The 8542-nt window shown below is 66.7% G+C and carries 9 protein-coding genes; 5 read left to right on the top strand and 4 right to left on the bottom strand.

Features of this window, described 5'->3' with window-relative positions:
* The first annotated feature begins 91 nt into the window (after nt 1-91).
* From VNN10_16300 to VNN10_16290, 3 genes are all read left to right on the top strand, one after another.
* Nucleotides 92-532 carry an SRPBCC family protein gene (locus tag VNN10_16300; GenBank protein HXH23579.1) on the top strand — a complete coding sequence of 147 codons (441 nt, stop codon included), beginning with the start codon at nt 92-94 and terminating at the stop codon, nt 530-532.
* A 14-nt stretch (nt 533-546) separates the two neighbouring features.
* Nucleotides 547-816 carry a hypothetical protein gene (locus VNN10_16295; protein ID HXH23578.1) on the top strand — a complete coding sequence of 90 codons (270 nt, stop codon included), beginning with the start codon at nt 547-549 and terminating at the stop codon, nt 814-816.
* 102 nt (nt 817-918) lie between these two features.
* A complete protein-coding gene (locus VNN10_16290; GenBank protein ID HXH23577.1) occupies nt 919-2325 on the top strand; it encodes a S41 family peptidase in 1407 nt (468 codons plus the stop codon).
* Between the two features lie 12 nt (nt 2326-2337).
* Here the strand turns inward: VNN10_16290 and rimI are convergent, their stop codons facing one another.
* Nucleotides 2338-2976 carry a ribosomal protein S18-alanine N-acetyltransferase gene (gene rimI / locus VNN10_16285; GenBank protein HXH23576.1) on the bottom strand — a complete coding sequence of 213 codons (639 nt, stop codon included), beginning with the start codon at nt 2974-2976 and terminating at the stop codon, nt 2338-2340.
* Between the two features lie 185 nt (nt 2977-3161).
* Here rimI and VNN10_16280 point away from each other — a divergent pair, with 185 nt between their 5' ends.
* Together VNN10_16280 and VNN10_16275 are read left to right on the top strand one after the other, a co-directional pair.
* Entirely contained in the window at nt 3162-5192 is a 2031-nt protein-coding gene (locus VNN10_16280) for an ABC transporter ATP-binding protein (protein ID HXH23575.1), read from the top strand.
* 47 nt (nt 5193-5239) lie between these two features.
* On the top strand, nt 5240-7168 hold the full coding sequence (locus tag VNN10_16275) for an ABC transporter ATP-binding protein (GenBank protein HXH23574.1): 1929 nt from the start codon (nt 5240-5242) through the stop codon (nt 7166-7168).
* Nucleotides 7169-7221: 53 nt separating this feature from the next.
* On the opposite strand, the gene VNN10_16270 is transcribed toward VNN10_16275, so the two are convergent.
* From VNN10_16270 to VNN10_16260, 3 genes are all read right to left on the bottom strand, one after another.
* Entirely contained in the window at nt 7222-7614 is a 393-nt protein-coding gene (locus tag VNN10_16270; protein HXH23573.1) for a RidA family protein, read from the bottom strand.
* A gap of 18 nt (nt 7615-7632) precedes the next feature.
* A complete protein-coding gene (locus tag VNN10_16265) occupies nt 7633-8331 on the bottom strand; it encodes an HAD family hydrolase (protein HXH23572.1) in 699 nt (232 codons plus the stop codon).
* A gap of 25 nt (nt 8332-8356) precedes the next feature.
* Nucleotides 8357-8542, bottom strand: a 186-nt coding sequence (locus VNN10_16260; protein HXH23571.1) for a Holliday junction DNA helicase RuvB C-terminal domain-containing protein, incomplete at its 5' end; no start/stop codon positions are given.

The raw sequence follows: 8542 nt of genomic DNA, 5'->3' as shown, positions 1-8542 counted from the left end.
AGTCACTTCAGCCTCGCGTTGACTCTTACAGCGCCTCACCTATGATCACTCTGGCCCCGGCAAGGCTTGCGTTTCCCTACTGAGAGAAGGCATGACGAGAGTCGACAACTCGATCGAGATAAAGGCGCCGAAGGAGAAGGTCTTCGCCTTCGTTTCGGACCTGGAGGCCCGGCCCCAGTGGCTGAAGTGGGCCAAGGGCACCCAAATCACATCGCTTCAGCGCTCCGGCGTGGGCACGACCGACCGCGAGGTCATGCAGGTCGGCCCCCAGAAGCAGAAGACCGAGGGCTTGATCACCGACTACCAGGAGGGCTACACCATCGCTCGGCGCCTCACGAAGGGCATGGACCTTACCGAGCGCATCTCCGTCCTCAACATGGGTGACGCCACCAAGGTGGCGCTCAACATCGAGTACACGCCTCCAATGGGCAAGCTGGGCCAACTCATGGACTTTCTCTTCATGTCCAAGCTGTTGGACCAGCTCGCCGAGGACTCGCTGACCATCCTCAAAGAGCGCATGGAGGCGAGATAGGCCCTCGGCCCGCCATGCAGGAGTTCGACGACACCGACCTCGAAGCCTTCGCCGTGGACGGCTTCACGCTGCCGCTCCTCAACCTCAACGACGTCGACCTGCCGATGACCCTGATCCGCGTAGGCGGCCGAGACTACCAGTACGACCGCAGCTACCCGCACAAGGGCTACGGCGCCATCATGCCTGCCTACGTGGCGGAACAGGTCGCGGCCGGGCGCAAGCCGCTCGTCGTCGAGCGCGGTGACCGTTACTACCTCTACTTCGAGGTCGCTCCCGCGGCCTGACCGGAACGCAGCCGCCGCAGCAGACGCCGCGCTAGTGTCAAAGCACAGCTTTGACCGCCCTTCCGTGGCCTCCCTAGACTGGACAGGTCTCCTCCGATAGCCATGGCCGTATCACGCCCGCCACGCTTTCCCTACCTCGCCTTGCTCCTGCTGGCCCTGCCACTCGCCTGGGGCTGCTCCGACGCGTCGCCTCAGTCGGCACCCAATCCGGACGCATCGACCGCGACTCCGCCCGCCGCGGCGACAGAAGTCCCCCGGCCCACGCCCCAGCCCGAGGACCTGGGCGAAGGCTGGGTGGAGGTCATCCGAAAGGCCTGGCGCAGCATCGTCGACTACCACATCGCGGAGCCGGAGCCCCGGCCACTGCTCGAAGCAGCCTGGCGGGCCGTGGCGGCTGAGGCGCGCTCGCGCGGCGCCGCGACGGGGCCGCCGCCCTCCCTGGACGGGGATGCGGACACGATGTGGGCGGCGTTCAAGGAGAGCTACCTCGCCGTCCTGCACGGCTCACCGGCGGAAGCCTGGCAGGCTTACCGCTATGCCGCCCTCACCGGCATGACCGCCAGCTTGAACGACTGTCACACCTTCTTCCTGCCGCCGGCCCGCACGGAAGTTTTGACAGACATACGGACAGGGCGGCCCAGCGGCGGGATTGGCGTAGAGCTAGCGCCCGTACGGCCGACCTACGTGCGCGAGACCATCCCCGGCGCCCCGGCCGACAGCGCGGGCGTATTGCCCGGCGACTTCCTGGTGTCCGTCGACGGCCAGGACGTGAGTAACCTTGGCATCGAAGTCATCCAGGACCTCCTGCGGGGCGAACCCGGCTCTCCGATCTCGATCCAGGTGCGGCGGCCATCGACGGGCGCCGTCCACACATTTCCCCTGACGCGGGCAATCGTGCATACGCCCGTCGCGCAGGGCCGGGTGCTGCCCGACGGGAGCGGCTACATCCGGATCAGGTCTTTCACAAGCGGGTCGACGCTGCGGGAGGCGCTGGACCGGATCGTCGGCGAATTCGAGGCCGGAGGCGTCGACCGCTGGGTGCTCGACCTGCGCGACAACCCCGGCGGGGACAGTGATGTCGGCCTGGCAGGGCGTTTCATCGGCGGCGAGGTGGCCGAGCGCACGCTGCTTCGCGCCGGCGGCGTCGAGGTGCGCCAGGGCGAAGGCGAGCCCTGGGAACGCCGGCCGCTGGCGGTCCTCGTCAACAGCGGCACCACGTCAGTGGCAGAGATATTCGCCGCCATGCTGCAGGACCACGGGAGGGCGAGGGTGTTTGGCTCGCAGACCGGGCGCTGTGCCGGTTTCGTCAGCCTCGAGACCTTCCCGGACGGCTCGACCCTGGGGGTGACCATCGCGCGCAGCCTGACGCCCGTGAGCGAGCGGCCGCTCTGGCAGACAGGGGTGATCCCGGATGCCGTCGTCCGGCAGACGCAGGCCGACGTGGCAGCCGCCCGCGATCCCGTCCTGGACGCCGCGTTGAGCTGGTTGCGCTCCCAGGTGGGGCGCTGACCGCTCGGGGCGCTAGATCTCGCGGTCCCAGCGCTGCCTGTAGGCCTCCTTGAGGTAGCGGAGGTGCTCGGCGTACGCCGGGTCCTGGATCGGGGGAGTGGTCATGATGATCGCGTCCTCGTGGTTGTCCGAGTAGTAGCGGGCGCGGACAGCAACCTTGAGGAAGCGGTACTTTTCGTAGAGCGCCTGGGCGGGTGCGTTCGACCGGCGCACCTCCAGGGTCACGCTCTCGACGTTGCTGTCGATGGCGACCTGCACGGCCTGCGCCAGGAGGAGTTCGCCCAATCCCTGCCCGCGATAGCGCTCGCGCACGGCTATGGCGACGATGTGCGCCTGATCCACCATTAGCCACATGCCGACGTAGCCGACCACGCGGTCGGTCGAGGCCGGCTCCTCTTCCCGCCGGCGGAACATACGAAGGATCGACCGGCGCGGACCCTGCAGTTCAGAACGGGTCAGCGGATTGGCATTGTCGACCAGTACGATGTAGCGCGCGATCTTGCTGGAAAGCTCGCGACGGTAGGCGGTCTGCGGCCAGGTTGTCGGGAACGACTCGTGCTCGACCTCGACGACCTGGGGAATATCCGCCAGGGTCATGGGCCTGACCTTGAAACGCTCGGCGACAAGCATGCGCGGGCCGGAGACGGCCACCTCCCGTGCAGATACTTTACGTTAGCGTAAAGATGAACTTCAACGCTCGGCCGAAGGTGTGCGGCAGAAAAGCGAGCGGCAGGTCGGCCCTCGGTTGAAGGCCAGTCCTGGCAAGCCGGGATGGGGATACTTTGACGTTAACGTAAGAATAGGCTAAGATTCGCCCATTCGTGGAGGACTAGGCAATGCTGGCAAACCTGTACTGGCGTCTTCTCCTGTTCCTGCGTCCCTACATGAAACAGGTCGTGTTCGTGTGGATCATCGTCGCTGCCGCGGCGGCGTTCACGATGGTCCAGCCGAAGCTCCTCGAGTGGGCCGTCGACACCGGCCTCAAGCCTTCTCCCTCCACCCGAATCGCGGCCGATATCGACGCATCCACGACGGACATCCCCGTCCGTAACTCCGACCAGCTCGAGGCCGGACGCACCTACCGCATCAACAAGGAGAAGGTGCGCGTCGTGAGCGTTAGCCAGGGCCGCGTGTCCGTGGAGCGCGGCGCCGACGGCACGACGCCCAGCGCCCACAACGCCCGGGACACGATCCAGGCGTTCGGCGGCGATGTCAACACTCTCGTGATCGCGGCCGGGGCCATCGTTGCGGCTGCGGCCCTCCGGGGCTTTTTCACGTACTGGCAGACGTTTCTCGGGGAGTGGCTGGGCCAGCATGTCGCCTTCGACCTGCGCAACATGATCTATGAGAAGCTCCAGCGTCTGAGCTACGCCTACCACGACAAGCAGCAGACAGGCCAGCTCATGTCCCGGGCCACCCAGGACGTGGAAGCAACGCGCATGTTCATCCAGATGGGCGCCCTGCGCCTCCTGGACATGACGCTGCGAATCGGCATAGCTGCCGTCCTCATGTTCATGACGGACTGGCGCCTCGCGCTGCTCGCCTGGGCGCTGCTGCCGCTCGTGGCCTGGCGGTCGATCGTCGTGAACCTGCAGATGCGCAAGATCTGGAACGTGGTCCAGGACCAGCTCGGGCGGACCACGACCGTCCTCCAGGAAAACTTGGTCGGCGTGCGTGTCGTCAAGGCCTTCTCACGCGAAGACTACGAGGAGGAGAAGTTCAACAAGGAGGCCACGGAGCTCTTCCGCTGGAACTTCGCCCAGAACCGCCTCCAGGCGACGAATACGCCCTTCTACTCGGCCATGGGCATGCTCTCGCAGGTGCTCGTCCTCTTCATGGGCGGCATCTGGATCACCGAGGGCACCCTGCGGCCTGGTGAGCTGGTCGGTTTCCTGGCCTACCTGCAACTTCTCCTGATGCCGATGCGAATGCTGGGCTTCGTCGTGAGCCAGTTCAGCCGCGCCGGAGCGGCCGGCGCCCGCATCTTCGAGATCCTGGACGCGGAGTCGGCCGTAAAGGAGAAGCCGGACGCGATCGTCCTCGACAAGATCGCCGGCCATGTCCGCTACGAGCACGTGTCCTTCGGCTACGACGCCATTAGCCCGGTGCTGCGGGACGTGAACATCGACGCGCCGCCCGGGAAGGTAGTCGCGCTCCTCGGCCCCACCGGCTGCGGCAAGACGACCGTCGTGAACCTGCTGCCGCGCTTCTACGACGTCACGAGCGGCCGCATCACCATCGATGGCATCGACATCCGCGACGTGACGCTGGCCTCGCTGCGGCGGAACATTGGCATCATCCAGCAGGACGTCTTCCTGTTCAGCGCTACCATCCGCGACAACATCGCCTACGGAGCGGTCGACGCGACCTACGAGCAGATCATCGAGGCGGCGAAGATCGCCCGCATCCACGACTACATCATGTCTCTGCCCGATGGCTACGACACCTGGGTTGGCGAGCGCGGCATCACGCTCTCGGGTGGCCAGAAGCAGCGCGTCTCGATCGCGCGCACGCTCCTGCTCGACCCGAAGATCCTGATCCTGGACGACTCGACCTCGAGCGTGGACACGCAGACCGAGTACCTGATCCAGCAAGCGCTTTCCGCTGTCATGCAGGGCAGGACAACGCTGGTCATCGCCCAGAGGCTGCGGACGATCAAGAACGCCGACGAGATACTGGTCATGCAGAACGGCCGGATCATCGAGCAGGGGACTCACGAAGAGCTGATCTCGCAGGACGGCCTCTACCGCCAGATTTACGACCTGGAGCTACGCGACCAGGAGGAAGCGCTGAAGGGCATGGCCCAGGCGGCTGCCGCCAGGTCCGAGGGCGATGGCGGCGAGGCCGGCGGGACTGCCGGCGCTTAGAGGAAAGAGTCGCGGCCCCCTGGGGCCGGTGACGCAGGAGGAGCGGTATGGCTTTCTGGGGAGGAATGGGCGGCATGGGCGGGCCCGGCATGGGCATGGGCATGGGCCCCGGCATGGGGCGGCCGACCATGGGCCAGCAGGGACTTCGCCGCAGCGTCGACGCCTGGGATGACGAAGAGCTGGGCGCGGCCTACAACCACGCCGTTGTCATGCGGATCTTGCGCTACGTGCGGCCTTACAAGCTCCGTGCCCTGGGCGCGGTCGCCGGCGTCGTGATCACGGCTATACTCGCCAACATCCAGCCCGCGGTCATCGGCAACGCCGTGGACGCCGCCCAGCGCGGCGACACCGCCGGCGTCACTCGCAACGGCCTGCTCTTTCTCGGCTTCGCGCTGGGCGCGTGGCTCGGCATGTTCCTGCAGCTCTCCAACGCCGGTTGGATCGGGCACAGGGTGCTCTTGAAGCTGCGCACGGAGATGTTCGCCCACCTGCAGAAGCTGTCGCTCAAGTTCTACGACAACAACGAGACCGGGCGCGTAATGTCGCGCGTGCAGAACGACGTTACGTCGATGCAGGAGCTCCTCTCCTCCGGCTTCCTCACCATCTTCGGCGACTTCATCGGCCTCGCCGTCGTCATCTATCTGGTAACGAACCGCAACCTGGAACTGGCGCTGGTGACCATGAGCGTCGTTCCCGCGCTCATCCTCGTCACGGGCGTCTGGCAGATCTACGCCCGCCGCGCTTTCATGCGCGTCCGGCAGGCGATCGCCATCGTCAACTCGAACCTGCAGGAGAACGTCTCCGGCGTGCGCGTGATCCAGAGTCTGAGCCGGGAGGACGTGAACGCGCGCCGCTTCTCCAGCGTTAACCAGGACAACATGCAGGCCAATATCCAGGCCGGCCGCCTCCAGGCCGCCGTCATGCCGATGGTGGAAGTGCTTGCTTCGGCCGCTACCGCCCTCGTTGTGCTCTACGGAGGCAGCAAGGTCCTGAACGGCAGCATGACGCTCGGTACGCTGACCGTCTTCCTGTTCTCGATCGAGCGCTTCTTCATGCCGGTGCGCGACCTGGTCATGCAGTACACGCAGCTCCAGCGCGCGATGGCGGGCGGCGTCCGCATCTTCGAGGTGCTGGACACGAAGCCAGAGATCGTTGACGCCCCGGACGCCATCGAACTGACGGACGTGCGCGGAGAAGTGGAGTTCCAGCACGTCGACTTCGACTACGTCGAGGACGTGCCTGTGCTGCGGGACATCAACCTGCACGTGATGCCTGGTGAGACCATCGCCCTGGTGGGGACAACCGGAGCCGGCAAGACCACGCTCACGGCCCTCATCCTGCGCTTCTACGAGGTCACACGCGGCCGCATCCTCATCGACGGGATCGACATCAAGAAGATCGCCCGCCGCTCCCTGACCCGGCACACCGGTGTGGTGCTACAGGACCCGTTCCTTTTTAGCGGCACCGTGAAGGACAACATCCTCTACGGCCGCCTCGACGCTTCCGACGAGGAGGTCTACGAGGCCGCGAAGGCCGTCGGGGCTCACGACTTCATCCTGCGCCTCGAGAACGGCTACGACACCTTCCTGCACGAGCGCGGCCAGAACCTCTCGGTCGGACAGCGGCAGCTGATCAGCTTCGCCCGCGCCGTGCTGGCGCGGCCAAAGATCCTGATCCTCGACGAGGCCACGGCGAACGTCGATACCCGCACCGAGGTGATCATTCAGCAGGCCCTGCGGGAGCTCCTGCGCGACCGGACATCGTTCGTCATTGCCCACCGGCTATCGACGATCCGCGAGGCGACGCGCATCCTGGTGATGGACCACGGGCGCATTGCCGAAGAGGGCACCCACGAGGAGCTGCTGGCCAAGGACGGCATCTACGCCAACCTCTACCGCATGACCTACGAGAAGCTGGCCGCCCCCGAAGAGGGCAAGGTCATCGAGACCGCGCCCGCGGGGGGCTCCGGCGGGTAAGGCTCCGTACCGCTAACGAAGAGCGCACCGGCCGGGCGGCCTGTGCGCTCTTCTCATGCGTCCGACGCCAGCAGCGCGTCCGCTTCAATCTCCACCAGCATCTCCGGTGACGCCAGGCGGCTGACCTCGACCAGCGTCGCGGCCGGCCCGATGGCACCGAAGGCCTCACGATGAGCGCGGGCGATGTCTTCCCAGCGGGAGATGTCCGTCGTGAAGATACGCGTCCGGACGACGTCGGAGAGCGTCGCCCCGGCACGGGCCAAGGTGCGCTCGATGTGGCGGATTGCCAGCCGCGCCTGCTCGTACATGTCTGCATCCACCGGCACCCGCAGCTCCTCGGTCCAGCCCACCGTGCCGGAGACGAAGACGTGGCCGCCGGCCCGCACGGCGCGGCTGAATCCAACGATAGGTTCGTATGGCGTACCGTCGCTGAAGTTCTGGCGCATGAATCCTCCCGTACGTTCCTAGCGCCTCCTGCCGATGCCGGGTCCCACCAGCATGGCCAGCTCCGCGAGCGACCTGACCCTCGGGCCGGGCCAGTCGTGTCCCCGAGACGGGCGCGCCTCCTCGCTGTCCTCGCGGACCAGCACGATGGGGTGCATGCCTGCGGCTTCGGCGCCAGCGATCCCCGGAGACGCGCTGCCGCCGACGTACAGACAGTCGCAAGCTGGCACTCCGAGCCTGTCACAGGCGGCGGCGTAGATGCGAGCATCGGGTTGCCGCGCGCCGGCCTCGCACGAGAAGACGGCGGCGTCGACCTGCGCCGCGAGTTCGGATGCCGGCCACTGTCTGGCAGTAGTGGCCACCGCGTTCGCCACGACCGCGGCCTTCAGGCCCCGGCGGCGCAGGTCCCGCAGCGCGCTCAGGGCATCGGGGTACGGCTCGATCCGGGTATCGGCCTCGTGCAGGAGGTCCACCGCGCGTCGGAACTGGTCCAGGTGCGTGTAGACGCCGAGGGTCCGGAGGACGTAGTGCAGGCCCTCCTCGAGCGTGCCCGCCATCGTAGTCTCGCGCTGGGCGCGCACGGCGTCCCAGAGTTGGGCGAACTCAAAGGGCGGGGCGGTGAGCACCTGCGCGACCTCGGCGAGCACCCGGCGGTAGCCCTCGGGCGAGAAGTGGACGAGGGTGCCGAAGAGGTCGAAGAGGACGGCGCGCGGGCGCATCAGCAGCAGAGGTGGCGGAGCCCGACTAGCCGTCGAAGAGGGGGCGCTGCGTAGTCGGGGCCCGATAGGTGACGCCGAGGTGCTCGTAGGCGCGGCGCGTGGCCTGGCGGCCCTTCGGCGTGCGGTCCAGAAAGCCGATCTGCATCAGGTAGGGCTCGTAGACGTCCATGATCGTGTCTGACTCCTCGGCGATAGAGGCGGCGAGGGTCTC

The organism is Dehalococcoidia bacterium (assembly GCA_035574915.1).
Classification (GTDB): Bacteria; Chloroflexota; Dehalococcoidia; order DSTF01; family WHTK01; genus DATLYJ01.
This window is presented reverse-complemented; position numbering and strand designations above follow the sequence as displayed.